Origin of the sequence: Rathayibacter sp. Leaf185 (assembly GCF_001423885.1) — a bacterium.
In the GTDB taxonomy this organism is placed as follows: domain Bacteria; phylum Actinomycetota; class Actinomycetes; order Actinomycetales; family Microbacteriaceae; genus Rathayibacter.
The window spans coordinates 531,025-556,706 of sequence record NZ_LMPP01000001.1; the positions used below are offsets into that span (position 1 = coordinate 531,025).

The window sequence follows — 25,682 nt, forward strand, 5'->3', positions numbered from 1 at the left end:
ATCAGACACTAACAACTCGCCGGTGTCAAGCCTTCCGACGACCCCGGAGCGAGAGCTGCAGTGCCGCGAGCAGCAGCAGCGCGGCGAACAGCACGCCCGAGAGCCGAGCGGGCAGGAGGAACGACAGCGCGACCCCGGCGAACGAGAACGCCGTCGCGGTGAGTCCGACGACGAGGCCCGCCCGCACATCGAGCAGCCCGCGCCGCGCGTTGGCGATCGATCCGGTGACCGCCGTCGGGATCATCGCCGCCAGCGACGTGCCCTTCGCGAGCAGATCGGCGAGGCCGAACGCGCCCACCAGCACGGGCACGGCGATCGCGCCGCCGCCGATCCCGAAGAGGCCGGAGGCGACGCCCATCGCGATCCCGAGCCCCGCGAAGCCGGGCCACACGCCCCAGCCCTCCGCGACGTCGCCCGTCTCGTTCGAGCCGAAGACGGCCATCCGCACGGCCGCCGCGACGAGCAGGACGACGAACATCCAGCGCAGCACCCCGAGGGGCAGGCGGGCCAGGAGCCACGATCCGGCGAGGGCGCCGAGCATCGCCGCCGCGGCGATCACGGCGGCGGGGAGCCAGGCGACCTGGCCCGACAGCGCATAGGCGAAGGCACCCGCGACCGACGTCGGCGCGATGGCCAGCAGCGAGGTGGCGGAGGCGCGTCGCTGGTCCATCCCGGCCCACGCGATGAGCATCGGCACCATCACGATGCCGCCGCCGACGCCGAAGAGGCCCGAGAGCACTCCGCCGATCGCGCCGATCAGGGCCAGGAGGAGGAGCGTCCGCGGGCGCACCCGAGGAGCGGGGGTCTCGATCGTCGCATCGTCCGTCACGGCTCCATCGCATCACAGGGCGACAGCCTCCGGCGAATCACCGCCGGGTGCCGCTCGACCGGCACCGGCGATGCGTAGCCTTCGTCGTGCGCGGCGGGGGGACCAATGGCGAGCAAGGACTTCGGGGGCGGCGTGCTCGCGGCGACGCGGTGGCCGTCGGCACTGGCGATCAGGGCGGTGTTCGAGCGGGAGGCACGGCGGACGGCCGCGGGCATGCGGCGGCACGTCCCGGAGGGCGTGGTGCGCGTCGCCGAGGTGGTCCCGGCACGCCCGGGCGCCCCTGCGACCACCGCCGACGTCTTCCGCACGGGCGGGGCGGGCTCCCGCACGGGCGGGGCGGGCTCCCGCCCGACCGTCGTCTGGATCCACGGCGGCGCCTGGATCTCGGGGCACCGGCGAGACGTCGACCCCTACCTGCGCCTGATCGCCGACGCCGGCTACACGGCCGTCGGCCTCGACTACGGGCGCGGGCCCGAGGCGACCTACCCGACGGCGCCCCGCCAGCTCCTCGCCGCGCTCGAGCATCTGCGGAGGAACGCCGGCCGCCTCGGGATCGCCCGCGACCGCATCGTGCTGGCGGGCGACTCCGCTGGCGCGCAGCTCGCGAGCCAGCTGGCCACCGCTGTCACCAACCCCTCGTACGCCCGCGATGCGGGCCTCACGACGTCGCTCCCCGTCGAGGCCGTGCGCGCCGTCGTGCTGCACTGCGGAGTGTTCGACCTGAGCGCGATGGCGAGGGTCACCGGAGTCGCGGGCTGGGGATTCCGCTCGGCACTCTGGGCGTACACCGGTCGGCGGAACTGGGCGGAGTCGACGGTCGGCGCCCACATGTCGACGATCGACCACGTCACTCCGCGGTTCCCTCCGGTGTTCATCAGCGGAGGCAACGCCGACGCCCTCACGGCCCGTCAGTCCCGGCCGTTCGCGGCGCACCTGCGCTCGCTCGGCGTCCCCGTGACCGAGCTCTTCTGGGGCGCCGGGCACGAGGCGCAGCTCGGGCACGAGTACCAGTTCGACCTCGACCTCCCCGACGCGCGCACCGCGCTCACCCGCACCCTCGCGTTCCTCGACAGCGTCACGGCCCGCTGACTGCGCGCGTCTCCCGCGGGCAGCGGAGGCGGATCCGTCTGGCAGTTCCCTGGGCGCACCGGATCCGAGCGTGACGATCGAGCCGCCACGAGCGTCCTCTCTGCAGAAGCGCCCGATCACCGAGACCGGGCCGAGAGCGAAAGAGGAGATCATGGCCGAGAGCATCACCACCCCCGGAACCGGAGCAGGACGCACCGTCATCGACGACGGCGTCATCGCGAAGGTCGCCGGCATCGCCGCGCGCGAGGTGCCCGGCGTGCACGCTCTCGGCGGAGGCGCCGCCCGGGCCATCGGGGCGCTCCGCAGCGCCATCGGCAACGACGACCGCGCCCAGGGCGTCAAGGTCGAGGTCGGCGAGCGGCAGGTCGCCGCCGACGTCACGATCGTCGCCGAGTACCCGGTCCCGCTCCAGGACGTCGCAGAGGGCGTCCGCGCAGCCGTCGCCGATGCGATCTCGCAGATCGTGGGCATGGAGGTCGCTGAGATCAACGTGACCGTGCAGGACGTCCACATCCCCGAGGACGACGCTCCGGAGGCCGAGCCTCGCGTCGCCTGACCCCAGTAGTAGTCCCTTTGCGCGACGCCTCGCGGCTGAACGGCCGCGGGGCGTCTCGCGTGCGTCAAGATCGAGTGCGCGCGATCCCCGAACGCGGATCCCCCTCCCACCCGATCATCCTCTCGACTCCGAACAGGAGGTGCGTCGTGGAGCGTTCCAGCGCCCGACCCCTAGATGTGGACGACGCCGTCGCCCTCGTCGCCGTCCTCGCCACCCTCGAGGCCCTCGTCTCGGCGGGCAGACTCCCCGAAGGCGATGTCGCCGTCCTCCGGCACAGCCTCGAGCTGGGCGCCGCCGTCCTGCCCGGTGCCGACAGCGACGAGCTCGTCGCCGCACTGGGCGCTCTGAACGGGCGACTCCGTGACACGATCGCCTGATCAGCCCGCCCGGCGACCGGTACTCTGGGCTGGCCCGCCGATGAGGGACAGTTCGGCACAGCCGATCGTCTCGCCGTCGCGCGGGCGGACGCCTGAGGCGGAGGGGGAGGAGCAGTGATGAGCGGAGACCACTTCGTGCTCTCGACCGCGACTCCCTGGGACGACCGCACCGAGACCATCGGCGTCTACGCCTCCGAGGCCTGGGCCCGCGAGGCGGCGACGACCTGGCTGCGCGACCCCGATCGCGAGGCGTTCCCCCGCTGCATCGTCGAGACGTGGAGCGGACCGAACCTGCTCGAGCGGTCCGTGATCGAGGGGATCGACGCCGAGGACGCGCCCGAGGACGTCCGCGCGGACTGACCTCGGCGGTCGGGTGCTCAGCGCGTCCAGTGCGGAGGGCGGGAGAAGTCGCGCGGCAGCATCGTCGCCGCGTCGCCCCGGGTGCTCGAGACCTGCGACTGCGTCAGGTAGATCGCCTCCGACAGATCAGCGCCCGAGACGTCGGCGTCGCGCAGGTCGGCCCCGAGCACGTCGCAGTCGCGCAGATCTGCGCCACGGAGGTCCGCGGCGATCAGCAGCGCACCCCGGAGGTCGGCTCCGCGCAGGTCCGCTCCTCTGAGGCGCGCCGCGACGAGATCGGCGCCCGGGGCGAAGCGCTTGCGAGGAGCTCCACGACCCGCGCGCGCCGCCGCGCTGGCCGCGATCAGCGCCGGACGCGACGCCGCGTACTCCGCGTCGACGTCGAGGCCCAGAACGCCCGCCGCGTCCCGCAGCGTCAGGGCGTGCACTGCATCGAACCGCTGTCGCACGTTGCGCCGGAGCTCGGGGTCGACGCCGGGCAGCGCGAGGGCCACATCGAGGTACCAGAGCAGCTCGTGCAGTCGCCGCATCAGTGGGAACACCGCGAACATCTGCGCCCGGACCGCGTCGTCACCGCGCCACGACACGCCTCCGAAGGTCTGCAGGGAGACCTTCTGGCCCGCGCCGAAGCAGTCGAAGACGGTGCAGCCCACGAAGCCCTCGGGGCGCAGGCGGCGATGGATCGTGCAGGAGTCCTCCGCGTCGAGGTTCGTGCACGGGTCGCCCGCGCGCTTGTCGACCGGGAAGTCGGCCGAGCGGGCGAACGCGAGCGCGACGCAGCACAGGGCGAAGCAGTTCGCGCAGTCGGCGCCGAGATCCTCGCGCCGACCGAGCTCGACCCTGGTGCGTGACGACATGGTGTCCGAGCCTACGCGCGCGCGTGCACGTCAGTGCGCGAGCGCCAACACCCCGACGACGAGCGCGCCGAGGCCGACGAGGCCGAGCAGCGAGACGAGGCTCCGACGCCAGCCGAGCCCCGACCGGGCGACCGCGATCAGGGCGATGCCCGCGAGCGTCGCGACGTAGACGCCGACCCCGATCCACAGGGCGGTCTGGTCATCGAGCCAGCCGAGCACGGCGGCCAACAGGGCGAAGACGGGCACGGAGGCGGAGGCCAGCGCGCCGGCCGCGATCCGCAGCATCGTGCGCGCCTCCGCGGCCGAGGGAGTCGCGGCATGGGTGACCTGGTGGGCGATCACCTCGGCGACGAAGCCGGCCGCCGAGATGCCCACGATCGAGACGACGAGGCTCCGCAGCGCGTGCGCCGCGTCGGGCTCGTCGCCGACCGCGTAGATCATCACGACGGCGAGACCCGTGAAGGCGGCGTAGACCCGCTCCTTGAGGGCCCGGGCGATCTGGTCGAGAGGGACCCGGGAGTCGGCGAGCCGGCGCGACGCCGGGCCGCCCTCACGCACGTCGGGCCGCGGGCATCAGTAGGAGGCGGCGTCGACGCGAGCGGCGGAGGAGTCGCCCGAGAGCCGCGCGGAGAGGTCGCCGAGGATCGTGGCCGAGCCGCTCGTGCCGAAGCGGGTCACGCCGAGCGCACGGTAGGCGAGGAGAGTGTCGAGATCGCGGACGCCTCCGGAGGCCTTCACCTCGACGGCCTCGGACACCGCGCCGCGCATCAGCCGCAGGTCGTGCTCGTTGGCGCCGCCGCCCGCGAAGCCCGTCGCGGTCTTGACGAAGTCGGCGCCGGCGCGCTCGGACGCCTCGCTGCCCGCGACGATCTGCTCGTCGTCGAGGAAGCTCGTCTCGAGGATCACCTTGACGACGTGACCGTCGGCGGCGTCGACCACTGCGCGGATGTCGTCCTCGACGTCCTGGAGCAGGCCGCTGCGCAGGCGGCCGATGTTGACGACCATGTCGAGCTCGGAGGCGCCGTCGGCGAGAGCCTGACGCGACTCCGCGACCTTGGCCGCCGTCGAGGTGGTGCCGTGCGGGAAGCCGATGACGGTGCCGACGAGGACGCCGGAGCCCTCGAGGCGGGCGACGGCGTGCGCGATGTCGGAGGGGCGGACGCACACACTGAAGACGCCCGACGCGCGCGCCTCGTCGAGCTGCGCGTCGACCTCGGCGCGGGTGAGCTCGGGCTTGAGGATCGCGTGGTCGATGAGCGCCGCGATCTCGGCGACACTCGGAAGGCTGCTTGTCATGCCCCCATTTTACGCGGGGCGCAGGCGCCTCCCCTGCGGGCGGAGATGGATCTCGATCCGCCCTCTGGGAGGGCTGCGGTCTCGATCAGCAGGCAGGCGGCAGCTCCCCTCCGATCCGTCACGAACGGCCCCCTGAGCCGAGCCGGGGCAGCCATCCGCGACGACTCGATCCTCAGGAGCGTGGACCGCACGAGGGAACCCCGAGCGCATCGTCGAATCGCGTGCCAAGCGATTCGACGGAGCGGACGCAACACGCTCTGCGGAAATCGGCCGCCTCGACAAGCCGACTGCGAGAGAGGGCGACGGGGACGCCCTCTCGGAAAAGCATCGATCGCGTGCCAAGCGATTCGACGGAGCGGACGCAACACGCTCTGCGGAAATCGGCCGCCTCGACAAGCCGACTGCGGCAAGGGGCGGCGGGGACGCCCCTTGCACGGGAACGCCGAAGGCCCCGGATCGCTAGATCCGGGGCCTTCGGCGTGAGCGCTGCGGCACTGGTCAGCAGCGCTGCGCGCTGCTGACTACCAGCTCGACTTGGTGATGCCGGGCAGCTCGCCGCGGTGGGCCATGTCACGGAAGCGGACACGCGAGATGCCGAACTTCGAGAGGTTGCCGCGGGGGCGGCCGTCGACGGCGTCGCGCGAGCGGACGCGGACGGGCGACGCGTTGCGGGGGAGCTTCTGGAGGCCGACGCGGGCCTCCTCGCGGCTCTCGTCGGTCCCGGCCGGGTCGACGAGGGCCTTCTTCAGCTCGAGGCGCTTGGCCGCGTAACGGTCGACGACGATCTTTCGCTGCTCATTGCGGGCGATCTTGCTCTTCTTAGCCATACTTAGCGCTCCTCGCGGAAGTCGACGTGCTTGCGCACTACGGGGTCGTACTTCTTGAGCACGAGACGGTCGGGGTCGTTGCGACGGTTCTTCTTGGTCACGTAGGTGTAACCGGTTCCTGCCGTCGAACGGAGCTTGATGATCGGTCGGACGTCCTGCTGCTTGGCCATTAGATCTTCACCCCGCGAGCGAGAACATCCTTGACGACGGACTCGATGCCACGGGCGTCGATGACCTTGATGCCCTTGGCCGACAGCGTCAGAGTGACGTTACGGCGCAGCGAGGGGACGTAGTACGTCTTCTTCTGCACGTTCGGGTCGAAGCGGCGCTTGGTGCGCCGGTGCGAGTGCGAGATGGCGTGCCCGAAGCCGGGAACGGCTCCGGTCACCTGGCAGACTGCTGCCATGGTTTCCTCCATGTGTGGTTACCGTGGGCCACGCGGAAGCTCCGCCCGACCCACCCAAGGTCACTTGTCGGCGCACCGCCCGCCGGCGACGAGGATCCCGTCGCGTGGGCAGCACGCAAGCGCGTGCAGATGCACGCAACCTGAGTAGCTTAGGCGAGCGCCGACCCGGCCGCAAGGATCGCCGCCTCCGCCGGCGTCATCGCTGCTACGGTCGCGAGTGGCGCCCGGGGGGCACCTGCGCCTCGAGGGGGACACCGTGGACCGGATGAGGCGGCGCGCGCTGCTGCTGGGGCTCGCCTCCGCCGCTGTGACACTGACCGGGTGCACGCCGCAGCCGGTCACGGCCACGCCGACGATCACGCCGACCCCGACCCCGACAGCCACTCCCCCTCCCCCGCCGCGCCCGACGCCCTCGATCACCGCGGCCGCCGCGCCGGTCCGGGTCCGCGTGCCCCTGCCCGAGGGGACGATCACCGAGCTCCCCGGCGACGGGAACCTGCTCGCGTGGACCGTCGACGACGGCTCGGACACCGAGGTGGTGGCCGCCTACGCGCAGTTCGCGAAGGACACCGGGACGCGGCTGACGTTCTTCCTCAACGGCCAGTACGACTCCTGGACCGTGAACGCGCCCGCGCTCGCGCCACTGGTCGAGTCGGGTCAGGTGCAGCTCGCGAACCACACCTGGTCGCACGCCGACCTCACGACGCTCTCGACCGAGGGGATTCAGGAGGAGCTCGGCCGCAACGGCGACTTCATCCGCGCGACCTACGGGGTGGAGGCCGCGCCGTTCTACCGACCGCCGTTCGGCTACACCGACCCCGCCAGCCGGGCCGCCGCCGCGGGGATCGGCTACACGGCCACGACGCTCTGGTACGGGTCGCTGTCGGATTCGGGGCGCATCACGCCGGAGCAGGTGCTCGACTTCGCCGACCAGTGGTTCCTGCCGCAGCACGTCGTGATCGGGCACGCGAACTTCGACCCGGTGACGCAGGTCTACGCGCAGCTGGTCGACATCCTCCGCTCGCGCTCGCTCGAGACCGTGACCCTGCGCGACGTCTTCGCCGTCTGACCCGGTCCGCGAGATGCCTCTTCGGTACACGTTCGTCGGCGTGTCGCGTACACAAGTGGCATCTCGCGCAGGCCGCGGGCGGGGCGCACCCGATCAGCGGAGGGTCGCGCGGGCGGCGGCGGTGATCGCGGCGGCGACGCGCTCGAGGCTGGGGGTGCGCAGCGCCCACTGCTGCCAGTGGAGGGGGACGTCGACGGGCGCGCCGCCGAGCGCGACGAGGCCCGGCGCGCCGACCGGCGCCTGCAGCTCGGGCAGCATCCCCCAGCCGAGGCCGAGCCGGACGGCCGCCTCGAAGTCGGTCGACCCGGGCACCCGGTGCTGCGGGGGCCGCGCTTCGACTCCGCGCGAGTGCAGGAACCGCTCCTGCAGCCGGTCCTTCTCGTCGAAGACGACCGCCGGGGCGCGGTCGAGGGCGCCGAGGTCTCCGGAGGGGAACCACCGGTCGGCGAACCCGGGCGCCGCCATCGCGCGGTACCGCATCACTCCGAGGGCGCGACGGTGCAGCCGAGCACCGCCTCCGCCTCGGCGGTGACGGCCGCGAGCACCGTGCCGTCGCGGAGGAACGCGGTCGTGTGCTCCTGATCCTCGCGGTGCAGCTCGAAGACGACGTCGGGCACGCCCGCGAGCGCCGGCAGCACCCACGTCGCGAGCGAGTCGGCGTTCACCGCGAGCGGCACGACGACCGGCCCGGAGGTGTCGACCTCGTCGCCGCCGAGCGCGCGCACCGCGTCGTCGGCGAGCAGCTCGATCTGGCGGGCGAGGCGGAGGAGCCCGGCACCGGCCTCCGTCGCCACGACCGGCCGCGACCGCACGAGCAGCACACGGCCCGCGGCCGACTCGAGCGCTTTGATGCGCTGGCTGAGCGCCGAGGGAGTGATGTGCAGGGCGCGGGCGGCTGCATCGAAGGAGCCGTGCCGCACGGCGGCGGCGAGCGCACGCAGGCGCGAGAGGTCGAGATCGTCGGTCAGCATCAGTTCGGCTTACGGTACTGAAGGAGCATGAGCTGGTCTACAGTACGCGGCACCCGTACCGTCGAGCCGTGTCCTCCCTCCTCGCCGCCGCCTCCGGTCTCGGCTTCGGCCTCTCGCTCATCGTCGCGATCGGCGCCCAGAACGCCTTCGTCCTGCGGCAGGGGCTGCGCCGCGAGCACGTCCTCGCGGTCGTCGCGATCTGCGCGCTGGCCGACGCGGCGCTGATCGTCGTCGGTATCGCGGGGATCGGCGCGGTGCTCGAGTCGGCGCCCTGGCTCCTCGTCGTCATCCGCTGGGGCGGGATCCTCTTCCTCCTGGCCTACGCCTTCCTCGCGGCGAAGCGGGCACTGAGGCCCGGGACCCTCGAGGGCGACCCGGCCGGCGCCTCCACGTCGCTGCGCACTGCCGTCGGGACCTGCCTGGCACTGACGCTGCTGAACCCGCACGTGTACCTCGACACGGTCGTGCTGCTCGGATCGGTCGCGAACACGCACGGTGACGAGCGCTGGTGGTTCGGCGCGGGGGCGGCGCTGGGCAGCGTGCTCTGGTTCACGGCGCTGGGGGTCGGGGCACGGGCGCTGCGCCCGCTGTTCCGGAGCCGCGGGGCGTGGCGGGTGCTCGACGCGGGGGTGGCCGTGGTGATGGTGGTGCTGGCGGTGTCGCTCGCGCTGAGCTGACGGCCCACGGGGCTCAGCCCCGCAGAGACCGGCCTGTGAGGAACCAGACGAGTCCGACCGCGACCAGCGACGCCGTCTCGGCGACGGAGGCGATCGCGTACAGCGCGAGCAGCAGCTCCTGCGCGGGGACCTCGACGACGAATCCCGGGATCGACGTGACGACCCCGCCGAGCAGATGGACGGCGAGCGCCACGATCGCGACGACGACCGCAGGACGCGGGACGGAACGGGAGGCGGCGAGCGCCGCGAGCCCGAGGGCCGCCGCGACGACGGACAGCGCGAGGATCACCCCCGACAGCACGGACGAGCCGACCATGATGCCCAGCGATCCGCTCGCCGGAGTGGCCAGCCGGACGACGGGGCCGAGCACCAGCAGCACGGCGAACGCCAGGAAGGCAGCGCGGCCGCGACGGCCGACCAGGCCGCCCTCGACGTCGACGCCCCGCGCCGAGACGACCGCGGCGGAACCGAGGAGCCCGGCGAGCAGGATCGGCGCGACGCGGCCGACGCCGACGATGCCCAGCGGCGCGAACCAGAGCGTGATCTGGAGGAGTCCCGCGGCACCCACGAGGATCCCTGCGAGCCGCAGCGTCGCTCCGCGCGAAGGGGCGGACGGTCGGACGGCGGTCATGCGGATCCCCTCCCCCGGGGTTTCCCGCCACGCTACCCGACACCCGTCGATCCAGGCATGCTCCTGAACCGATTGTTCTACTAACATTACGAACATGTTGTTCCGCGTCGACCACTCCTCGCCGCGCTCCCTGGCCGATCAGCTCGAGGCGCAGGTCCGCACCGCCGTCGCCGACGGCAGCCTCGCAGCGGGCGACCGCCTGCCGCCCGCCCGCGAGCTGGCCGACTCGCTCGGCATCAACATGCACACCGTGCTGCGGGCCTACGGGGCGCTGCGCGACGACGGCCTGCTGCAGATGCGGCGCGGCCGCGGCGCGTGGATCGCGGAGTCGGCCGGGCCCGGCCTGGTGCGCGTCACCACCCTGGTCGAGCAGCTGCTCGCGGAGGCCCGCCGCAGCGGGATCAGCCCCGCCGACCTCGTCCGCCTGATCGAGAGGACCACCCCATGACCACCCGCACCCGCGACATCCTCGCCGCCGCCTCCCTCCTGCTCCCGGCCCTCGGAGTGATCACCTCCCGCCTCGCGCTGGCCGATCGGCTCCCCGGGACCCTCGCCTCGCACTGGTCGAGCACCGGCGCGGCCGACGACACGATGACCGTCGGTGCCGCGCTCGCCCTCTCGTTGGTGATGGCCGGCGGGGCGGCGCTGACGGGGGTCGTGCTCGTCGCGCTCGGCCGCGCGCCCCGGCTCGTCCTCGCGACCGCCGGCGGCGTCGCCGGTCTCGGCGCCTCGACCTGGGCGACCTCGGTCGGCACGACGCTCGCGGCCGGCTCCGCTGAGGGAGCGGTGCTCGGGCCGTGGCTGCTCGTGCTGCTCGCCGGCATCCTCTACGCGATCGTGCCCGCTCTGATCGCGCCCCCGACCGTCCGGGAACCGCGCACCGCCGTCGATCGCCTCCCGCTCGGCAGCGCAGAGACGGGCGCGTGGTCGTCGACGATCACCGGCCGGATGTTCGCGGTCGTCGGAGTCGTGCTGATCGGCTCGGCCGCGATCGCCACCTCGACGCTCCTGGCGGAGGGCGCCGTGGGGCCGGCCGTCGCGATGGCGGTGACGCTGGGAGCGAGCGCACTGGTGATGCTCGGCTTCGCGCGCCTCCGCGTGACCGCCGACCGTCGGGGGCTGCGGGTCGTGTCGCGCGCCTTCGGGATCCCGCTGCGCCGCATCCCGCTCGAGGACATCGCCTCGGCGAGCACGGCTCAGCTGCGCCCGTCGGAGTGGGGCGGCTGGGGCTACCGGGTGATGCCGGGCCGCTCGGCGCTGATCCTCGGCGCGGGACCCGGCCTCGTGATCACGACGGCGAACCGGCGCGAGTTCGCGATCAGCCTGCCCGACCCCGAGACGCCGGCGGCGCTGCTGGAGGCGCTGCGGGTGCGCGCCTGAGCGGTCTGCTCCGAGGACCGCGTGAGGGAACGGACGCTCACGTCAGGTCGCGACGGGCGGCAGGTCGGCGACGGCGATCGTCTCGCCGGAGTCGTCGGTGATCTCGATCGCCGAGACGGAGTCGCGGAGGATCGCGGCGTTCATCTCGCAGTCGATCTCGACGGCGCTGCCGAGGAAGGACCCCGACGGCAGGCGCTCCCCCTCATCGGTGACGAGGACGAGGTCGTAGCTCTCGCCGACGGCGAAGCCGCTGGCGCGCAGGATCGTCTCGGTGCCCCAGGTGTGCGCGATCAGAGAGCCGTCGATGTCGATCCCCTCGGGAGCGCCGTCGAAGGCGATCGTCTCGACGGCGCCGAGCTGGCCGGGCGCGCCCTCGACGGGGCGGTCGCCGAGCAGGTACAGGCCCGCGCCACCGACGGCGCCGAGCGCCAGGCAGGCCGCGGCGGCCCCGATCAGGAGGGCGCCGCGACCACGGGCGATCGGGGCGACACCCGCGAGGCTCTGGATGCGTCGGCGCAGGTCGTCCGACGGCGCGACCTCGTCCCACCGGCCGACCGTGCGGAGATCGGCGAGCACGACGCCGAACAAGGCGAGCTCGCGGTCGATGCTCGGGTCGGAGGCGCGCAGCAGGTCGAGCTCGGCGCCCTCGGCGGCGGAGAGCTCGCCGGCGAGGGCCGCGGCGATCAGCTCCTCGCGGCGGCCGCCGCCGCGCGGGTCGTCGATGTCGGTCATGATCGCTCCTCGGCGGTCGGATCGGCGTCCGCGAGGTGCTCGCGGAGCGCTCGCAGGGCGTAGAAGGCGCGGGTGCGCAGCGTCGCGACCGGCACGCCGGTGGCCGCGGAGACCTCGGCGTAGCTCTCGCCGCGCACGTGGACGGCGACGACGACGGCGCGGTGCTCGACGCTCAACCGCGCGAGAGCCTCGAGCATGATCAGCGGCATCAGCGGATCGGCCTCGTCGCCCGGCAGGTCCTCGAGCACCTCCGCCGCGACCAGGCGGGGCAGCCTCTGCACCGAGCGGTGGACGTCGATGACGACGTTGCGCGCGATCGCGAACAGCCAGGTCCGCTGGCTCGCGCGCTCGGACGAGTAGCTCTCGCGCGCGCGCCAGGCGCGCAGGAACGTCTCCTGCACGCAGTCCTCGGCCAGTCCCCGGTCCCGCAGGGCGTTGACCGCGAAGCCGAGCAAGGCAGCTCCGTGCTCGTCGAACGCGGCGGTGAGATCGAGTGCGGCGGGTCGTCGGAGGCGGGCGAAGCGGCCTCGCGTGTCGGGCTCCGTCACAGCCGGCCCCTCTCGTCGTCGCCTCATCGCGGCGGGCGCGAACGCCGTCTGCGCTGTCGCCACTGGCGCCTCCTCGTCGGACCGGTCGGCCCCTCTCAGAGGAGTACGGAGTGCGGGGCCCGACCGTTCACCGGTGACGGGCCGCCCCTGATTCTATGAAGAGAATCTCAGCCTGTCCCGAATGCGCAGGGAGGTCCCGGCTCGGGCGCCCCGTGCACTCGGGCCGGCCTCCCTCAGAGGCGGGCGCGCAGCTCGTGCACCCGCGCGCGGATGTCGTCGCGGACGAGACGCATCCGCTCCATGCCCTCCACGCCGCGCTCGGACGGCTCGTCGGTGATCCAGGTCTCGTAGCGGGGACCGGGCACCTCCTCGACCTGCGCCTCCGCGCCGAGGACCACCACGACATCGGCCGTCCGCAGCATCTCGTCGGTCAGCGGCTTCGGGTGCTCGTCGCCGAGGCCGATGCCGAGCTCGGTCAGCGACTCGACGGACTGCGCGTTCAGCGCCTCTCCCGGCGCCGTGCCCGCCGAGACGACGACGACGTCTCCGCGGGCCAGATCGCGGAGCAGGGCGGCGGCCATCTGCGACTTGCCGCCGTTCTTGCGGCAGACGAACAGGACGTGCGGGAGGGAGTCGCTCATGAGCGACACCGTACCGGCGGGAGGTGTCCGGAGAGGGGCAGGGGGGCGGATCAGAGCGTGACGACGAACTTCTCGGCGCGGGCACCCTGACGCAGCCGCGCGAGCGCCTCGGGGATCGCTGCGAGTCCGTGGCCGACGACCCTCGACTCCGGAGCCGCGCGATGCCGGCCGTCGGCGAGCGCCGCGGGCAGGTGGTCGTTCCAGATGCCGGCACCGACCGGGGTGTCCTTCGGGCTGCCGCCCCAGATCGCCGACACCTGCACGCCGCGACGCCGGGCCAGCGCCGCCCGGAGGGTCGTCACAGGGGTCGGGTGGGCCGAGGCGATGCGCCGCACGCCGCTCGCTCCGCGGGCGGAGTCGACCGCGAGCGCTATCGGCAGGGATCCGCTCGCGACCGCCATCGTGCCGACGAGATCGTGTCCGTCGAGCGCCCGGACGAGCTGCGCGACCGCATCGGAGTCGTGGTAGTCGACGACCGCGTCGGCGCCGAGCCCCTGGAGGAGCTCGGTGTTGCTCCGCGAGGCCGTCGCGACGACCCGGTGGCCGGCGCTGCGGGCGAGCTGGACGGCGTTCATGCCGACGCTCGTCGCGGCACCGAGCACGAGCACGGTGCTCCCGCGCGCCGGGGTGTCGGCGCGCGGGAGCTCGAGCGCGAGCTGGTCGGCCTCGAAGAGGCCGGCCGCAGCCGTCGTCAGCGCGAGGGGCAGCACGGAGGCGTCGGCGAACGAGAGCGTGTCGGGGATCGGCGCGCAGAGGGTCGCGAGCAGCGTCACGTGGGTCTGGAACGCGCCCTCGGCGGGCGAGTTCCGACTCCGCTCGGCCCCGACCGCGAAGCCGGTGACCCGGTCGCCGACCGCGAGCGCCGCCACTCCGGAGCCGACGGCGACGACCTCGCCCGCCACGTCGGAGCCGAGCACCGCCGGATAGCTCAACCACGGGTAGACGAAGCCGCGGGCCACGCCGTTCATCGCGTCGACCGGATTGACGGCGACGGCGCGGGCGCGGACGACCACCTCGCCGGGGCCCGGAGCCGCAGTGGGCGCCTCGCCCACCTCGAGCGAGCCGAAGCGCGTGCGCAGCCGGAGCGCCTCGTGGGCGCTCATCGGCGGACCCGCGTGCGGCGGGTGGGGGCGGTGGGATGGGGCATGACGACTCCTTCGTGACGGCCTGACGACACGTCGTGTCATGAGCATGAACGATGACACGGCGTGTCGTCAAGTAGCATGGTCGGCATGACGCGATGGGCTCCGGATGCGGCGAGCCGACTCCACGAATCCGCCCTCGAGCTGTTCCTCGAGCAGGGCTTCGCCGCGACGACCGTGCCGCAGATCGCGGAGCGCGCCGGGCTGACGACGCGCAGCTTCTTCCGCTACTACGCCGACAAGCGCGAAGTGCTCTTCGTCGGCGAGGAGGAGCTGCCCGCGGTCGTCGCACGGGTGGTCGACGAGGCCGATCCCGCGCTGGCGCCGATGGCGGTCATCCACGGCGGGCTGCGCTCGATCGTGCTGCCGAGGCTCGAGCTGTACCGCTCCGAGCTGCTGCGGCGGTGGACGATCGTGCGGACCGACGAGGCGCTCCGGGAGCGCGAGCTGCGCAAGCTCGCGATCATCCACGAGGGCGCGACCGAGGCGTTCGTCCGCCGGGGGCTCGCTCCGCTGCAGGCCGAGGTCGCAGGACGCCTGGCCGTCGCCGTCTACGACATGACGCTCGAGCGGTGGCTCACGGGCGGTGCGGAGGAGCCGCTCGCGGACATCCTCGCCCAGGTGGTCGAGATGGTGTCGGCGACGGCGACCGCCGACTGAGGCTCTCCCGCGGTCGGGTGCGGCGCGGGTCGCACGAGGTCGGCTTTCAGGAGGCGAGGAACCGGCCGCGGGCGACGAGGAGGCGCTCGAGGTGGCGAGCGAGGACGAGCCGCTCGGCGAGAAGGCCCAGGACTCCGAACGGGGCGGCGAACGTGACGCGGTCGATCATCACCGAGCCCGCGCCGTCGGGCTCGAAGCGGTGCTCGTGCCGGAACCGCCGGAACGGCCCCCTGGTCTGCTCGTCGACGAAGCTCCTCGGCGCGTCGAGCGCGGTCACCGCGCTCGTCAGAGTGAGCGGCACCCCGAAGTGGCGCGCGCGGAAGGTCACGTGCTCGCCGAGCCCGATCAGGCCGCTCGTCACTCCGCCGATCGCGCGCTCGCGGGCACCGGCCTGCGACGCGCGGTGCAGATCGATGTCGCGCGCGCGGTCGAACAGCTCGGCGGCGGGGCGGGCCGAGCGGGTGCGGCACTCGATCGAGACGGTCATGGCGGAGCGACGGGGCCGGGTCAGGTCGGGTCGTCGGTGATCTCGAGACGGCTGCTCATCGCGGAGGAGCCGGAGGTGTAGCGGCCGGGCGCGACGACGACGTGGCCGTCCGCGTCGTCCGGCCCCGTTTCGTCCGGACCCGTTTCGTCCGGCCCCGTGTCGTCCGGCCGCGTGTCTCCGGAGCCGCTGCCCAGCAGCAGTCTCGTGAGTGCCTCGCCGGAGGAGAGCAGGGTGTCGAGGGCGCCGGCGAGATCGTCGTCGTCGGGCGTCGCGCCGCGGAGCGCGGCCGAGAGGATGCTGCGGCGCATCAGCTCCTTCGCGAAGGATCCGGTGGTGCCCTCCGCCCGATCGGCCGCGCGATCGAGGGCGGCGTCGCTGAACGGCAGGGAGCCCGCGTACCGGCGGAAGAGACGCCTCCGCGCCGCCTCTCCCGGCAGAGGGATCTCGACCCCCAGGTCGACGCGGCCGGGACGCGCGGCGAGCGCGCGCTCGAGCACCTGCACCCGGTTGGTCGTCATCACGAACGCGACGTCGGCGTCGCCGTCGAGGCCGTCGAGCGCGTCGAGCACCTCGAACAGCAGCGGCTGCGGGCTGTGGCTGCGCTCCATCGCGACGAGATCGATGTCCTCCAGCACGACCAACGAGGGCTGGAACGTCCGGGCGATCTCGGCGGCGGCCTGGATGAACTGGATGCTCGATCCGGTGAGCAGCACGGCCGTGACTCCGGGCGTGCGGGTCAGGAGGTGCCGCACGGTCAGGGTCTTGCCGGTGCCGGGAGGGCCGTAGAGCAGCAGCCCGCGCTTGAGGTGCTGACCGGCCTCGAGCAGCTCGGCGCGGTGCTCGCCGATGCCCACGACGTGGTCGACGACCGACTCGAGCACACCGTCGGCGAGGACGACGTCGGCGGCGGGGACCTCGGGGCGAGCGAGGAACGTCGCGCCCGCCTGCTGTCCGTACTCGGTGCCCGAGAACGAGAGCACCTGGCCGCGGAGCACGCTGTGCTCGACCATCAGCTCGTGCAGGCGCCGGAGGAACCCGGGGACCACGCCCTCGTCGGCGGCGATCACCTCGAGGGTGGCGTTCATGCGGCCGTACTGAGGCGCCGCGTCGCGCTGCAGGACCGCGAGGGGCGCGCCCTCGACCCGGAGCAGCCGGACCCCGAACGCGACGACGCGCCGATCGGAGTCGGGGCCGGTCGCGCGCGTCGCGTACGTCACGGGCCCGGGCGCGAAGCGGGTGTGCGGGTTGCCGAGCAGCTCGCCGATCGCGGAGTGGAATCGCTGGTCGCCGCCGCCGACACCGAGCACTGTCCCGCCCTCCCGGGCCATCAGGTCGAGCGCGATGTCGGCGTCGACCAGCCGGTGCGGGGCGACCTCCTCGGTCATGACGGCGAGCGCCGTCGCGTCCGCGCCGAGGTACTCGCTCACCGCGTCGCCCAAGGGGGTGCGCGCGGCGGCCTGCTCGGAGGTCTCGAGCGCCTCGATGCGCTTGAGGTAGCGGGCGACGGCTCGCATCAGGTCTCGGTCGGTCTCGTCCAGTGGCACGGTGCGGGTCCCCCTCCGTCGACACGTTGCTCGGGAGGAACGCTAGCGGGGTGAGGTGACGTTCCTCCACAGGGTTTCGTGAGGCGCGAGTCGTCCGGTTCCGGCGCATCGGCGGCCCTGGTGTCGGTGCTGGCTGATTCGATCTCCGCATGGCAGTTGCAGCAGAGATCAGACCCGCGGAGGCGTCACTCGACGCGATCCGCGAGGGCGCCGACGAGGTCGGCCGGCTCGCCCGCGCGGCCGCGCCGTCGATGCTCGCGTCGGCTCTGCGGCTGTACGAGGTGTACCGGGCAGCGTTGGCGATCCCGCTCGCCTTCGCGCGCGGCGGGCCGCCCAGCAGCGAGTCGAACGCCCTCGTCGAACGGTCGATCCGGGCCGAGCTGGCGGTCGGGTCGGGGGTGTCCGAGCGGGAGCTGTCGCGCGAGCTGGAACGCGCGCACCTGCTCGTCGAGGACCTGCCGCTGACCCGGGCGGCGCTCGCGGCGGCGCGGATCCGGTGGCGAGCGGGCGAGGTGATCTGCACCGTCGCGGCGACACTGCCCGAGGAGTCGCTCGCCGAGTTCGACGGACGCGCCTCCGAGCTCGCGCTCGCGGCGACGAACTGCACGACCAGCCCCTCGAGAAGCGGCACGCCCGCGCGAAGGAGAACCGCGGAGTGTGGCTGACCCCGGAGATCGACGGGATGGCGACGCTGTCCGCCTACCTCCCCGCCCCGGACGCGGTCGGCGCCTACAACCGCGTCGACCGGATCGCGCGGACCCTGCGCGACGGGGACCGCCCTGCCGGTGACGAGCGGACCCTTGCTCAGCTGCGCGCCGACGCCCTCACCGACCTGCTCTGCGACGGCGACATCACCGGCACCACCCCCGTGAGCGACGGGGCGGACCCATCGCCGACGTTCGTCTCCGGAGTGCGCGCAGAGGTGCGCCTCACCCTTCCCGCCCGCACGGCGGCGGGTCTCGACGACGCCCCCGCCGACCTCGACGGGTACGGAGCGATCCCCGCCGCCGTCGCTCGAGAACTCGCCGGCATCGCCGCCACCCTCACCCGCGTCCTCACCGACCCCGACACCGGAGCCGTGGTCTCCGTCGGCCGCACCCACCGCATCCCGCCGCCGCAGATGCGCCTCGCGCTCCAGCTCCGAGACCAGACCTGCCGCTTCCCCGGCTGCACCCGCCACGCCTCCACCGCCGAAGCCGACCACACCATCGAATGGCGCAACGGCGGACGGACCGCGCTCGACAATCTGCTGAGCCTCTGCACCGCCCACCATCACGTCCGTCACGGCGACCGCTGGACCTACCGACTCCACCCGGACGGGACCGCCGAATGGACGACTCCCACCGGCCGCCACGTCACCACCCGCCCACCGGCGCTCCCCGGGCGCCCACCCGCACCGCCACCACCACGCCCGCGCTTCGACGACCGACCGCCACCGCACTGACACGCTCCCTCGTGCTCGGGTGCGGGATCCGGAGCCTCTTCTCGTCGGCAGCGCAAGCACCCCGTGTGCGAAGCACCGACACAGGCGAGGTTTGACACGATCGAGTCATGCCGTTCCTCCGCTCACTGCGCCTCGACCGTCTCGCCGGATTCGTGGCGCGACTCGCGCGGTCGCAGGACACGCCACCCGCACCGGCCGAGGACACGACGACCCGGCTGGTGACCCAGTTCCCGATCGAGGAGAGCACCCGGTTCGCACAGTCGCTGCTCGACGGTGGCGGGCTCACGGCAGGTCAGACGGTGATGATCGAGGGCCACCGGCCGATGACGGTCACGGTCGAGAACGGGAAGGTCGTGCTCGTGCCGACCGAGGAGCCTCCCGCCGCCGCCTGACCCGCCGCTTCGCACGACGGCCCGGGACGCGCAAGTGCCGGACAGCACGATCGGCGTGTGGTCGCATGGAACTCGTCGCGACCGATGCGACCACGATCAAGGAGCCGCGTGCCCGCCGACATTCCCACTCTCTTCGCCCTGCACGGGCTCGGCTTCAGCCGGCACCTCTTCGACGCGCTCGCCCGCGAGCTCGAGGGCGAGTTCGACGTGGTCGCGATCGACCTGCCCGGCTTCGGCGACGAGCGCGACAATCCGGAGACGTCGGTCGAGCAGGTCACCGCGCACGTCGTCCGCCGCATCCGCGAGCACTCGCCCCAGCGCTGGCTGATCGCCGGCCACAGCATGGGCGGCAAGGTCGCCTCTCTCGTCGCCGAGCGGACGATGTCGGGCCGCTCGGGCCTGTTCGGCCTGGCCGGAGTCGTGCTGCTGGCCGGCTCGCCGCTCTCGCCCGAGCCGATGGCCGACGAGCAGCGGCGCACCATGCTCGGCTGGGTCGACGACGGTCCGCTCGACGAGGAGCAGGCCCGCACGTTCCTCGACCAGAACCTCGGCGCAGCGCTGCCGCCCGCGCTCGACGAGCTCGCTCTCGGCGACCTGCTGCGCACCTCGCCCGAAGCGTGGCGCGAGTGGCTCGAGACCGGGAGCCGGACCGACTTCTCGCGCGACGCCTCCGCCGTGCCCGCTCTGCTGATCGCGGGCGGCGAGGACGGCGACCTCGGCGAGGACGCTCAGCGCCGCACGAACGGCCGCACCTACCCGCGCTCGCGCCTCGTGACCCTCGCGGGCGCCGGTCACGTGCTCCCCCTCGAGCGGCCGGCCGAGGTCGCCACCGCGATCAGGGAGTTCTGGGCCGAGGAGGCGGGCACCGCGCCGATCGTGCCGGCCGACGCCTCCCGGGCGATCGTCTCGGCCCGCACGAGCAGCCGCGTGCGCGCCGCTCTGGCCGAGCGCGCGCTGGCCGACGACCCGCACTACGCGCCGCAGGTGCTCACCGCCGCGCAGCTCACCACTCTGCGCGCGATCGCCGACCGCGTCGTGCCGCAGGACGGCCCCGCGATCGATCTCGCCGCCCGCGTCGACGCCCAGCTCGCCGAGGGCGTGGGTGACGGCTGGCGCAATGCCGAGCTCCCCGCGGACCCGGTCGCGTACGGCCTCGCTCTCGACGCGCTCGCCGGGTTCGAGACGCTCGCCGATCAGGAGGCGGCTCTGCGCGACCTCGGCACGGGCGACCTCGGCACGGGCGACCTCGGCACCCTCTCGGCCGGCCAGCTCACCGCCTGGTTCGAGGACTGCCGCGTCGACCTCGTGCGCCAGTGGCTCGCGCACCCCGCGACGATGGCGCGCGTCGGCTACGACGGCTACGCCACCGGAGGCGACACCGCGCTCATCCCCGGTTTCCGCGTGCTCGGCGCAGACGAACGGGAACCCTGGGAGCCGAGCACGAGGAGTGTCCGATGAACACCGCAGGAATGCGCCGCTTCGATCTCGACGAGGTCGTCGACGCCGTCGTGATCGGCACGGGCGCAGGCGGCGCGCCGCTGCTCGCCTCCCTCGCCGCGCGCGGCCTCCGCGTCGTCGCGCTCGAGGCCGGCCCGCACTTCGATCCGGTCGACTACACGGCCGACGAGGACGCGGCGACGCAGATCAACTGGATGGAGGAGCGCCTCAGCGGCGGCGAGACCCCCACCGCCTTCGGCCCCAACAACAGCGGCCGCGGAGTCGGCGGCTCGACGCTGCACTGGGGCGCGTTCACGCCGCGCCCCGACCCGCGCGACCTGCTGCTGCGCACCGAGTCGGGCCTCGGCCGCGACTGGCCGATCGCGCACGCCGAGCTGACCTCGTACATCGAGCAGGTGGAGGCGACCATCGGCGTCTCCGGGCCGGCCGACTACCCGTGGGACCCCTCCCGCCGCTATCTGCAGGGGCCGGTCGACCGCAACGCGTCGGCCGACATGATGCTCCGGGGCTGCGCGGCCCTCGGGATCCGCGCCACCGACGCTCCCGCCGCCGTGCTCAGCGGGGGCCGGCACCAGGGCGACTTCGGCGAGCGCCCCGCCTGCGTCAACTGCGGCCAGTGCCACCAGGGCTGCCGCACCGGCGCCAAGGGGAGCATGGAGAACACCTACCTGCCGCAGGCCGTTCGCGCCGGGGCTGAGATCCGCGCGGAGTCCTTCGTGCACGGCATCGAGCTCGACGTGGCGGGCCGGGTGAGCGCCGTCGTCTACACCGTCGGCGGTGTCGAGCGCCGTCAGCGCTGCTCGGCGCTGTTCCTCTGCGCGGGCGGAGTCGAGACCCCGCGCCTCCTGCTGCACACGGGGCTCGCGAACAGCAGCGGCCAGGTCGGCCGCAACTTCCTCGCGCACGGCGCCACGCAGGTCTGGGGCACCTTCGAGACCGAGATGCGCGGCTACCGCGGCTACCCCTCCTCCGTGATCACCGAGGACACGGTGCGGCCCGCCGATGCCGACTTCGCCGGCGGCTACCTCATCCAGAGCCTCGGAGTCATGCCGCTCACCCTCGCGACGACCCTCGCCCGCGGCGGCGGGCTGTGGGGCCGCGAGCTGGTCGACGCGCTCGACGGCTACCGCTTCATGGCGGGGGTCGGCATCAACGCCGAGTGCCTGCCCGCCGACGGCAACCGCCTCGAGCTGACCGACGAGCTCGACGAGCACGGCGTGCCGAAGGCGCGCATCTCGTTCTCGGCCGGCGCGAACGAGGAGGCGATCGACGCGCATGCGATCCGCACCATGACCGCGATCGTCGAGGCGGCGGGCGCGACGAGCACCCGAGTGCTGGCGCGCACCGCGCACACGCTGGGCACCTGCCGGATGGGGACGGACCCCGGCGATGCGGTCATCGACTCCGACGGGCGCAGCTTCGACATCCCGAACCTCTGGGTCTGCGACAACTCGGTGTTCCCGAGCGCGCTGATCGCCAATCCGGCACTCGCGACGATGGCGCTGTCGCTGCGGACGGCGGACCGCTTCCTCGCCCAGGCCTGACGCCGCGCCCCGGCATGCCACTCCGGTACGCGACACGCGGCGCAGGCGTACTGAAGTGGCATCTCGCGAAGTGGTGCCCGGGGTTTAACACGTTCGAAACCGCTCAGAAATGCCCTGACTTCTGCGCAGGGTTGAGTGGAGGCACGACGTCCCCGACAGCACGGGGTCGCGCACCTCTACCCCACGGAGCCCGCCATGCCCCAGTCCCGATACCGTCGCGCCCTCGCCCTCGCCGCCACCGCCGCGGCGACCTTCTCGCTCGTCGCCTGCTCGGGGGCGAGCGACGCGGAGGACGCGGGCGGCGAGTCCGTCACCGTCACCGTCGGCACCCTGCGCGGCCAGCCGCACTTCTACCAGCCGTTCCTCTACGAGCAGTTCGCCGAGGAGGGCGTGGAGTTCGAGGTCATCACCCTCGACACGACTCCCGCTCTCTCGGACGCGCTCGTCGCCGGCACCATCGACTTCGCGATCTCGGGGGTCACGCCGACCATCTCGTCGATCGCGCAGGACCGCGACCTGAAGATCGTCGCCTCCGCGGCCGACGGCGGATCGGGCTTCATCGGCGGCGAGGGCATCTCGTCGGTCGAGGACCTCGCCGGCAAGAAGGTCGGCTACATCCAGGGCAGCGCCCAGGAGGTGGCGCTCCGCTACTACCTCGAGCAGGCCGGCCTCACCGACTCCGATCTCGAGCTGACCACCATCCCCGTGCCCGAGATGGCGTCGGCATACACGACGGGCTCGATCGACGCCTTCTTCGGAGTCGAGATCGGCGTCTCGCTCGCGGAGGCGGCCGGCGGCACCGAGATCGCCGACCCGTACGACACCCCGATCGGCCGGGTGAACATCGGCCTGGTCACCACCGGAGCGATGATCGAGGAGCAGCCGGAGGTCGTGCAGAAGGTCGTCGACACCCACGCGGCGACCATCGAGTACATGGACGACAACGTCGACGAGTGGCTGCCCGAGATGATCTCGGAGTTCGGCGGCGATCAGGAGGTCCTCGAATCGGCGCTCGAGAACTTCTGGCTCCGCTCCGACCTGACCGACGAGTACCAGGGCCAGCTCGAGGCGCTCGCGACCCAGATGCAGGAGCTCGGCTTCATCGACGAGGCGCCCGCCATCGCTGACGTCGTCGACACGAGCTTCGCGCCGACCTCGTGACGACCACGGCCGAGCCGTCGACCGCGACCGAGCGGCTCTCGACCACGACGCGCAAGCGCCGGCCCGCACGCTCGGGCTGGACGACGTTCCTCCTCGGCCTGCCCGTCCCGATCCTGTTCGTGCTGCTCTGGCAGTTCGGGCGGGCGGGCGAGTGGGAGCTGCCCTTCGGCATCAGGATGGCGTTCCTGCCCTACCCGGGCAACGTGCTCGTCTCGCTGATCGACTACGCCTTCGCGGGCCTGCGCAACGACGCGTTCAGCGGCGGACTCTGGGCCGACCTCGGCGCGAGCGCGGGGCGCGTGTTCGGCGGCTTCGCGCTGGCCACCGTCATCGCGATCCCGCTCGGCGTGCTGATGGGGCGGTACTACACGGTCAACTCGCTGTTCGACCCCTTCATCAACCTGTTCCGCCCGGTCCCGGCGACCGCCTGGGTCCCGCTCGTGGCGCTGCTCATCGGCTACGGCGACCAGGCGTCGATCTTCCTGATCACGCTCTCGGCCTTCTTCCCGATCGTGCTCGGCACCATCAGCGGTGCGCGCCAGGTGCCACCGCGCCTGATCGAGGCGGCGCGGATGCTGGGCACCGGCACCGCGGGCGTCCTCGCGCGGGTCGTGCTGCCCGCCTCCGCCGCCGCGATCGTGAACGGCATGCGCGTCGGTCTCGGGCTCGCCTGGGTCGTGCTGGTGCTCAGCGAGACGACGGGGGTGAGCACGGGCCTCGGCTCGACGATCTTCCTCGCGCGCGACGTCGTGCGCACCGACCTGATCGTCGTCGGCATGATCTGCATCGCGATCGCGGGCTTCGCCTCCGACCGCCTGCTGCTCCTGGTGTTCCGTCTGCTCTTCGGCCGCCGGCCGCTCATCAAGTGAGGCCCTCATGACACTCGCACCGGTCCGCACCGCGGACGTCCACGTGCTCGACCTCGTCAAGCGCTACGAGACCGCGACCGGCGGCGTGCTCGCCATGGCCGACGTGACGCTCGACATCCCCTCCGGCGAGTTCGTGGCCGTCGTCGGCGCGAGCGGCTGCGGCAAGTCGACGCTGCTGCGCATCCTCGCCGGGTTCGAGGAGGCGACGGAGGGAGTGGTCGAGGTCGGCGGCGTCCCCGTCGCCTCCCCCGGCCCCGACCGCGGCGTCGTGTTCCAGGACTACGGCCTCTTCCCCTGGCTGAGCGTGCGCGAGAACGTCGCCTACGGGCCGCGGCGCAAGAAGCTGCCCAAGGCAGCAGTGACGGAGGTGACCGACCGCTTCATCGAGGCGGTGCGGCTCACCCGCTTCGCCGACCGGTTCCCGGGCGAGCTCTCCGGAGGCATGCAGCAGCGCGTCGCGATCGCCCGCGTCCTCGCGAACGAGCCCTCGGTGCTGCTGATGGACGAGCCGTTCGGCGCGCTCGACGCGCTGACCCGCTCCGATCTGCAGGCCGAGCTCAAGCGCATCCACCGCGAGACCCGCACCACGGTGCTGTTCGTCACGCACTCGATCGAGGAGGCGGTCTACCTCGCCGACCGCGTCGTCGTGATGACCGGAGGCGCCTCGCACGGCGTCCCCGGCCACATCAGCGAGATCGTGCCGATCGGGCTGCCGGAGGAGCGCGACGTCACCACTCCGGAGTTCAACGAGTACAAGCGCCGGATCTCGGAGCTGGTGCACGCGCCGGCCTGAGCCGCGCGGTCAGAAGTCCGTACCGCGGCTGAGCGCCTCCCACTCGTCGGCCTCGGCGAGGAGGGTGTTCAGCGCGGTGCGGAACGCGTCGGACGCGTCGTTGCCGAGCAGCAGCAGTGACGGAGTCGACTCCGACTCGACGACCCGGATCAGCGCGGCGGCCGCCTTCGCGGGGTCACCGGCCTGGGTGCCGTGGACGGTGTCGTTCTCCTTGCGGCGCTTGCCCGCGGTGTCGGCGTAGTCGGCGATCGGCTGCGACGACTGCGTCAGCGAGCGTCCCGCGAAGTCGGTGCGGAATCCGCCGGGCTCGACCGAGAACGCGGTGATCCCCAGCGGAGCGACCTCCTTGCGGAGCGAGAGCGTGAGCGCCTCGATCGCGGCCTTCACGGCGGCGTAGTAGCCCGACCCCTCGGGCGAGATGCGCGCACCGATCGAGGACAGGTTGACGATCGTGCCGGAGCGGCGGGCGCGCATCCCGGGCAGCACCGCCTTGACGGTGCGCACGGTGCCGAAGAGCTGCGTGTCGAAGAGCTGCCGCACGTCGGCGTCGTCGCCCTCCTCGACCGCCGAGCGGTAGCCGTAGCCGGCGTTGTTGACGAGCACGTCCACTCCCCCGAAGCGCTCCTCGGCCGCCTCGACGGCGGCGGTGACCTGAGCGTCGTCGGTCACGTCGAGCGCCAGCGCGAGGGCGGAGCCGGGGTGCTGCTCGGCGAGGTCGCGCACCGACTCGACGTCGCGGGCGGTGACGACGACGTCGTGCCCGTGCTCGAGGACGGCCGTCGCGAGGGCGCGGCCGAGGCCGGTGGAGCAGCCGGTGATGAGCCAGGTGGTCATGGCGGTCCTTCTCTCGTCGTGATGCCCCGTGCGGGCGTTCGCTCCATCACACCGCGTGACGGGCCCTGGTGACAGGGGTGGACGGTGCGTGCACCGCGAGTGCACCCC

Annotated in this window: 34 protein-coding genes; 17 read left to right on the top strand and 17 right to left on the bottom strand. The window is 73.1% G+C overall.

What is annotated here, in order from left to right:
- Window positions 1–25: 25 nt before the first annotated feature.
- On the bottom strand, window positions 26–829 hold the full coding sequence (locus ASG06_RS02690) for a sulfite exporter TauE/SafE family protein (RefSeq protein ID WP_082498888.1): 804 nt from the start codon (window positions 827–829) through the stop codon (window positions 26–28).
- A 105-nt stretch (window positions 830–934) separates the two neighbouring features.
- Here ASG06_RS02690 and ASG06_RS02695 point away from each other — a divergent pair, with 105 nt between their 5' ends.
- From ASG06_RS02695 to ASG06_RS02710, 4 genes are all read left to right on the top strand, one after another.
- Window positions 935–1,918 (top strand): alpha/beta hydrolase, encoded by a 984-nt coding sequence (locus ASG06_RS02695; RefSeq protein ID WP_056038132.1) that lies wholly within the window; start codon window positions 935–937, stop codon window positions 1,916–1,918.
- 151 nt (window positions 1,919–2,069) lie between these two features.
- The gene (locus ASG06_RS02700; protein ID WP_056040399.1) at window positions 2,070–2,474 is read left to right on the top strand and encodes an Asp23/Gls24 family envelope stress response protein; all 405 of its coding nucleotides are present in this window, start codon (window positions 2,070–2,072) and stop codon (window positions 2,472–2,474) included.
- 146 nt (window positions 2,475–2,620) lie between these two features.
- A complete protein-coding gene (locus tag ASG06_RS02705) occupies window positions 2,621–2,851 on the top strand; it encodes a hypothetical protein (RefSeq protein WP_156465830.1) in 231 nt (76 codons plus the stop codon).
- A gap of 117 nt (window positions 2,852–2,968) precedes the next feature.
- Window positions 2,969–3,211 carry a hypothetical protein gene (locus tag ASG06_RS02710; RefSeq protein WP_056038137.1) on the top strand — a complete coding sequence of 81 codons (243 nt, stop codon included), beginning with the start codon at window positions 2,969–2,971 and terminating at the stop codon, window positions 3,209–3,211.
- A 17-nt stretch (window positions 3,212–3,228) separates the two neighbouring features.
- Here the strand turns inward: ASG06_RS02710 and ASG06_RS02715 are convergent, their stop codons facing one another.
- The 6 genes from ASG06_RS02715 to rpmB form a co-directional block, all read right to left on the bottom strand.
- Window positions 3,229–4,068, bottom strand: a complete 840-nt coding sequence (locus tag ASG06_RS02715; RefSeq protein WP_056038140.1) for a pentapeptide repeat-containing protein — start codon at window positions 4,066–4,068, stop codon at window positions 3,229–3,231.
- Window positions 4,069–4,098: 30 nt separating this feature from the next.
- On the bottom strand, window positions 4,099–4,626 hold the full coding sequence (locus tag ASG06_RS02720) for a hypothetical protein (protein ID WP_056038142.1): 528 nt from the start codon (window positions 4,624–4,626) through the stop codon (window positions 4,099–4,101).
- A 15-nt stretch (window positions 4,627–4,641) separates the two neighbouring features.
- Window positions 4,642–5,364, bottom strand: coding sequence for a deoxyribose-phosphate aldolase (deoC, locus tag ASG06_RS02725; protein WP_056038143.1), 723 nt, complete (start codon window positions 5,362–5,364; stop codon window positions 4,642–4,644).
- Between the two features lie 521 nt (window positions 5,365–5,885).
- Window positions 5,886–6,191, bottom strand: coding sequence for a 30S ribosomal protein S14 (gene rpsN / locus ASG06_RS02730; protein WP_056038146.1), 306 nt, complete (start codon window positions 6,189–6,191; stop codon window positions 5,886–5,888).
- Between the two features lie 2 nt (window positions 6,192–6,193).
- Window positions 6,194–6,361 (bottom strand): 50S ribosomal protein L33, encoded by a 168-nt coding sequence (gene rpmG / locus ASG06_RS02735; protein WP_027692168.1) that lies wholly within the window; start codon window positions 6,359–6,361, stop codon window positions 6,194–6,196.
- The gene (gene rpmB / locus ASG06_RS02740) at window positions 6,361–6,597 is read right to left on the bottom strand and encodes a 50S ribosomal protein L28 (protein ID WP_056038148.1); all 237 of its coding nucleotides are present in this window, start codon (window positions 6,595–6,597) and stop codon (window positions 6,361–6,363) included. The genes rpmG and rpmB overlap by 1 nt, the downstream gene beginning before the upstream one ends.
- A gap of 265 nt (window positions 6,598–6,862) precedes the next feature.
- On the opposite strand from rpmB, the gene ASG06_RS02745 reads away from it, so the two are divergent.
- The gene (locus ASG06_RS02745) at window positions 6,863–7,666 is read left to right on the top strand and encodes a polysaccharide deacetylase family protein (RefSeq protein ID WP_056038150.1); all 804 of its coding nucleotides are present in this window, start codon (window positions 6,863–6,865) and stop codon (window positions 7,664–7,666) included.
- A gap of 93 nt (window positions 7,667–7,759) precedes the next feature.
- Here the strand turns inward: ASG06_RS02745 and ASG06_RS20630 are convergent, their stop codons facing one another.
- Together ASG06_RS20630 and ASG06_RS20635 are read right to left on the bottom strand one after the other, a co-directional pair.
- Entirely contained in the window at window positions 7,760–8,146 is a 387-nt protein-coding gene (locus tag ASG06_RS20630; protein WP_327205476.1) for a hypothetical protein, read from the bottom strand.
- Window positions 8,146–8,637, bottom strand: coding sequence for a LysR family transcriptional regulator (locus ASG06_RS20635; protein WP_327205477.1), 492 nt, complete (start codon window positions 8,635–8,637; stop codon window positions 8,146–8,148). The genes ASG06_RS20630 and ASG06_RS20635 overlap by 1 nt, the downstream gene beginning before the upstream one ends.
- Window positions 8,638–8,705: 68 nt before the next feature.
- Here ASG06_RS20635 and ASG06_RS02755 point away from each other — a divergent pair, with 68 nt between their 5' ends.
- Window positions 8,706–9,314, top strand: a complete 609-nt coding sequence (locus ASG06_RS02755; RefSeq protein WP_056038154.1) for a LysE/ArgO family amino acid transporter — start codon at window positions 8,706–8,708, stop codon at window positions 9,312–9,314.
- A gap of 13 nt (window positions 9,315–9,327) precedes the next feature.
- On the opposite strand, the gene ASG06_RS02760 is transcribed toward ASG06_RS02755, so the two are convergent.
- Window positions 9,328–9,945, bottom strand: coding sequence for a hypothetical protein (locus tag ASG06_RS02760; protein ID WP_056038157.1), 618 nt, complete (start codon window positions 9,943–9,945; stop codon window positions 9,328–9,330).
- A gap of 94 nt (window positions 9,946–10,039) precedes the next feature.
- Between ASG06_RS02760 and ASG06_RS02765 the strand changes: the two genes are divergently transcribed.
- The gene (locus ASG06_RS02765) at window positions 10,040–10,393 is read left to right on the top strand and encodes a GntR family transcriptional regulator (protein ID WP_056038160.1); all 354 of its coding nucleotides are present in this window, start codon (window positions 10,040–10,042) and stop codon (window positions 10,391–10,393) included.
- Window positions 10,390–11,325, top strand: a complete 936-nt coding sequence (locus tag ASG06_RS02770; protein WP_056038163.1) for a hypothetical protein — start codon at window positions 10,390–10,392, stop codon at window positions 11,323–11,325. Before ASG06_RS02765 ends, ASG06_RS02770 begins: the two co-directional genes overlap by 4 nt.
- Before the next feature lie 42 nt (window positions 11,326–11,367).
- Here ASG06_RS02770 and ASG06_RS02775 read toward each other — a convergent pair whose 3' ends face one another.
- The 4 genes from ASG06_RS02775 to ASG06_RS02790 form a co-directional block, all read right to left on the bottom strand.
- The gene (locus ASG06_RS02775) at window positions 11,368–12,057 is read right to left on the bottom strand and encodes a hypothetical protein (RefSeq protein ID WP_056038166.1); all 690 of its coding nucleotides are present in this window, start codon (window positions 12,055–12,057) and stop codon (window positions 11,368–11,370) included.
- Window positions 12,054–12,668 carry an RNA polymerase sigma factor gene (locus tag ASG06_RS02780; RefSeq protein ID WP_231727591.1) on the bottom strand — a complete coding sequence of 205 codons (615 nt, stop codon included), beginning with the start codon at window positions 12,666–12,668 and terminating at the stop codon, window positions 12,054–12,056. Before ASG06_RS02780 ends, ASG06_RS02775 begins: the two co-directional genes overlap by 4 nt.
- A 170-nt stretch (window positions 12,669–12,838) precedes the next feature.
- A complete protein-coding gene (locus ASG06_RS02785; protein WP_056040403.1) occupies window positions 12,839–13,246 on the bottom strand; it encodes an arsenate-mycothiol transferase ArsC in 408 nt (135 codons plus the stop codon).
- Between the two features lie 50 nt (window positions 13,247–13,296).
- Window positions 13,297–14,349 carry a zinc-binding alcohol dehydrogenase family protein gene (locus ASG06_RS02790; protein ID WP_056038170.1) on the bottom strand — a complete coding sequence of 351 codons (1,053 nt, stop codon included), beginning with the start codon at window positions 14,347–14,349 and terminating at the stop codon, window positions 13,297–13,299.
- Between the two features lie 129 nt (window positions 14,350–14,478).
- Here ASG06_RS02790 and ASG06_RS02795 point away from each other — a divergent pair, with 129 nt between their 5' ends.
- Window positions 14,479–15,048: a TetR/AcrR family transcriptional regulator gene (locus ASG06_RS02795; RefSeq protein ID WP_056040406.1), complete on the top strand. Its 570-nt coding sequence runs from the start codon at window positions 14,479–14,481 to the stop codon at window positions 15,046–15,048.
- 46 nt (window positions 15,049–15,094) lie between these two features.
- On the opposite strand, the gene ASG06_RS02800 is transcribed toward ASG06_RS02795, so the two are convergent.
- Entirely contained in the window at window positions 15,095–15,535 is a 441-nt protein-coding gene (locus tag ASG06_RS02800) for an SRPBCC family protein (RefSeq protein WP_056038175.1), read from the bottom strand.
- A 20-nt stretch (window positions 15,536–15,555) separates the two neighbouring features.
- On the bottom strand, window positions 15,556–17,079 hold the full coding sequence (locus ASG06_RS02805) for an AAA family ATPase (RefSeq protein ID WP_231727592.1): 1,524 nt from the start codon (window positions 17,077–17,079) through the stop codon (window positions 15,556–15,558).
- Window positions 17,080–17,228: 149 nt separating this feature from the next.
- Between ASG06_RS02805 and ASG06_RS20420 the strand changes: the two genes are divergently transcribed.
- The 8 genes from ASG06_RS20420 to ASG06_RS02845 all read left to right on the top strand — a co-directional run bounded on the left by ASG06_RS20420 (window position 17,229) and on the right by ASG06_RS02845 (window position 24,740).
- Entirely contained in the window at window positions 17,229–17,744 is a 516-nt protein-coding gene (locus tag ASG06_RS20420) for a hypothetical protein (protein ID WP_056074128.1), read from the top strand.
- Complete coding sequence (locus tag ASG06_RS20575; RefSeq protein WP_056074130.1) at window positions 17,735–18,523, top strand: HNH endonuclease signature motif containing protein; 789 nt, start codon at window positions 17,735–17,737, stop codon at window positions 18,521–18,523. Before ASG06_RS20420 ends, ASG06_RS20575 begins: the two co-directional genes overlap by 10 nt.
- A 107-nt stretch (window positions 18,524–18,630) precedes the next feature.
- Complete coding sequence (locus ASG06_RS02820) at window positions 18,631–18,915, top strand: hypothetical protein (RefSeq protein ID WP_056038181.1); 285 nt, start codon at window positions 18,631–18,633, stop codon at window positions 18,913–18,915.
- Window positions 18,916–19,023: 108 nt separating this feature from the next.
- Complete coding sequence (locus ASG06_RS02825; protein WP_056038184.1) at window positions 19,024–20,373, top strand: alpha/beta hydrolase; 1,350 nt, start codon at window positions 19,024–19,026, stop codon at window positions 20,371–20,373.
- The gene (locus tag ASG06_RS02830; protein WP_056038185.1) at window positions 20,370–21,917 is read left to right on the top strand and encodes a GMC family oxidoreductase; all 1,548 of its coding nucleotides are present in this window, start codon (window positions 20,370–20,372) and stop codon (window positions 21,915–21,917) included. The genes ASG06_RS02825 and ASG06_RS02830 overlap by 4 nt, the downstream gene beginning before the upstream one ends.
- A 195-nt stretch (window positions 21,918–22,112) precedes the next feature.
- A complete protein-coding gene (locus ASG06_RS02835; RefSeq protein ID WP_056038190.1) occupies window positions 22,113–23,078 on the top strand; it encodes an ABC transporter substrate-binding protein in 966 nt (321 codons plus the stop codon).
- On the top strand, window positions 23,075–23,947 hold the full coding sequence (locus ASG06_RS02840; protein ID WP_082498890.1) for an ABC transporter permease: 873 nt from the start codon (window positions 23,075–23,077) through the stop codon (window positions 23,945–23,947). Before ASG06_RS02835 ends, ASG06_RS02840 begins: the two co-directional genes overlap by 4 nt.
- A 7-nt stretch (window positions 23,948–23,954) precedes the next feature.
- Window positions 23,955–24,740, top strand: a complete 786-nt coding sequence (locus ASG06_RS02845) for an ABC transporter ATP-binding protein (RefSeq protein ID WP_056038193.1) — start codon at window positions 23,955–23,957, stop codon at window positions 24,738–24,740.
- Window positions 24,741–24,749: 9 nt separating this feature from the next.
- Here the strand turns inward: ASG06_RS02845 and ASG06_RS02850 are convergent, their stop codons facing one another.
- A complete protein-coding gene (locus tag ASG06_RS02850; protein ID WP_056038197.1) occupies window positions 24,750–25,574 on the bottom strand; it encodes an oxidoreductase in 825 nt (274 codons plus the stop codon).
- Window positions 25,575–25,682: the final 108 nt, after the last annotated feature.